The sequence below is a fragment of the Mesorhizobium sp. M8A.F.Ca.ET.021.01.1.1 genome (assembly GCF_003998025.1).
GTDB lineage: Bacteria > Pseudomonadota > Alphaproteobacteria > Rhizobiales > Rhizobiaceae > Mesorhizobium.
Genome location: NZ_RZSJ01000883.1, coordinates 1 through 1582 on the forward strand (window position 1 = coordinate 1; position 1582 = coordinate 1582).

Here is a 1582-nt window from a genome sequence, read left to right on the forward strand (position 1 = left end):
GCAGCATCTTTCCGCGCTCGACGGGTTGGCTGCCGCCGCCGCGCACGAACTCGGCACGCCGCTCGCCACCATCACGCTGGTCGCCAAGGAAATGGAGAAGGCGCTCGGCACCGATCCGAAATACGGGGAAGACGTGAAGCTGCTGCGCTCGCAGAGCGAGCGCTGCCGCGAAATCCTGAAACGCCTGACCAGCCTGTCGTCGGAGGGCGAGGCGCATCTGTCGCGCCTGCCGCTGACCTCGCTGGTCGAGGAGGTCACCGCGCCGCATCGCGACTTCGGCATTTCGATCAAGCTCCGCCCCGGCGACCGGACCGGGCCGGAGCCTGTCGGGCGGCGCAATCCGGGTGTCATCTACGGCCTCGGCAACCTGGTCGAGAATGCCGTCGATTTCGCCCGCAACAGCGTCACCGTGCGCTGGAGCTGGGACGAGGCGATGGTCTCCTTCTCGATCACCGATGACGGCCCGGGTTTTCCGCCCGAGATCATCGACCGCATTGGCGAGCCCTATATGTCGACACGCCAGGGTACGGAAGCTGGCGGCGGCCTCGGGCTCGGCCTGTTCATCGCCAAGACTTTGCTCGAACGGTCTGGCGCCACGCTCGATTTTCGCAATTCGAGCGGCCTCGGCGAAGGGGCGGTGGTGCGGATTTCGTGGCCGAGAAATGTCTTCCTGAACCCGCAATCGTCCCCGGCGACCATGTTTGACACTGCGTAAATTGGACAATAGCCCCGCAAAACTATATCTGCGTAAAAATAAGGCAGCAGGAATTTTTTAAGACGATGACAGGCGATGAAAACAGTGGGCCTATGGTTGAAGGCGAGGACACCTCGCTTCTGATCGTCGACGACGACAAGCCGTTCCTGACCCGTCTGGCCCGTGCCATGGAAACCAGGGGCTTCGTGGTCGAGACGGCGGAGAGCGTCGAGGAGGCCGTGGGCAAAGCCCGCGCCAATCCGCCCGCCTATGCCGTGGTCGACATGCGGCTGGGCGACGGTAACGGCCTCGACGTGGTCGCCGCCATCCGCGAGAAGCGCGAGGATTCCCGCACCATCATCCTGACCGGCTACGGCAACATCGCCACCGCGGTGACGGCGGTGAAACTCGGCGCCGTCGACTATCTTTCGAAGCCCGCCGATGCCGACGATGTCTTTGCCGCACTGACCCGCACCACCGGCGAGCGCGCCGCCCCGCCGGAAAACCCGATGTCGGCCGACCGTGTCCGCTGGGAACATATCCAGCGCGTCTACGAAATGTGCGAACGCAACGTCTCCGAGACCGCGCGCCGGCTCAACATGCATCGCCGCACGCTGCAGCGGATCCTGGCCAAGCGCGCGCCGCGCTGAGGCGCGTCAACCACGCGGAGCATCAGACCAATACCAGTTTACAACGCGCAGCGGAGACCGCCTATTAGACAGGTCAGTGCCGCCCCTCATTGCCCTGCCGGGCTTTCTCCCCGTACGGGGAGAAAGCGGCCCGCCGCAACGCGGCGCCATGTTGCGACATCGGCGGTTGGCGAAATCGGCGATAACAGCGCCCCTCTCCCCGTCACTATACGGGGAGAGGATGCCGGCAGGCAGGTGA

General features: G+C 64.8%; 2 protein-coding genes. Both read left to right on the top strand.

The window, feature by feature from the left end:
• Positions 1 to 715, top strand: a 715-nt coding sequence (locus tag EOA36_RS35045; RefSeq protein WP_145969502.1) for an ATP-binding protein, incomplete at its 5' end; no start/stop codon positions are given.
• 65 nt (positions 716 to 780) lie between these two features.
• Positions 781 to 1344, top strand: coding sequence for an ActR/PrrA/RegA family redox response regulator transcription factor (locus EOA36_RS35050; RefSeq protein ID WP_015314185.1), 564 nt, complete (start codon positions 781 to 783; stop codon positions 1342 to 1344).
• Positions 1345 to 1582 lie beyond the last annotated feature (238 nt).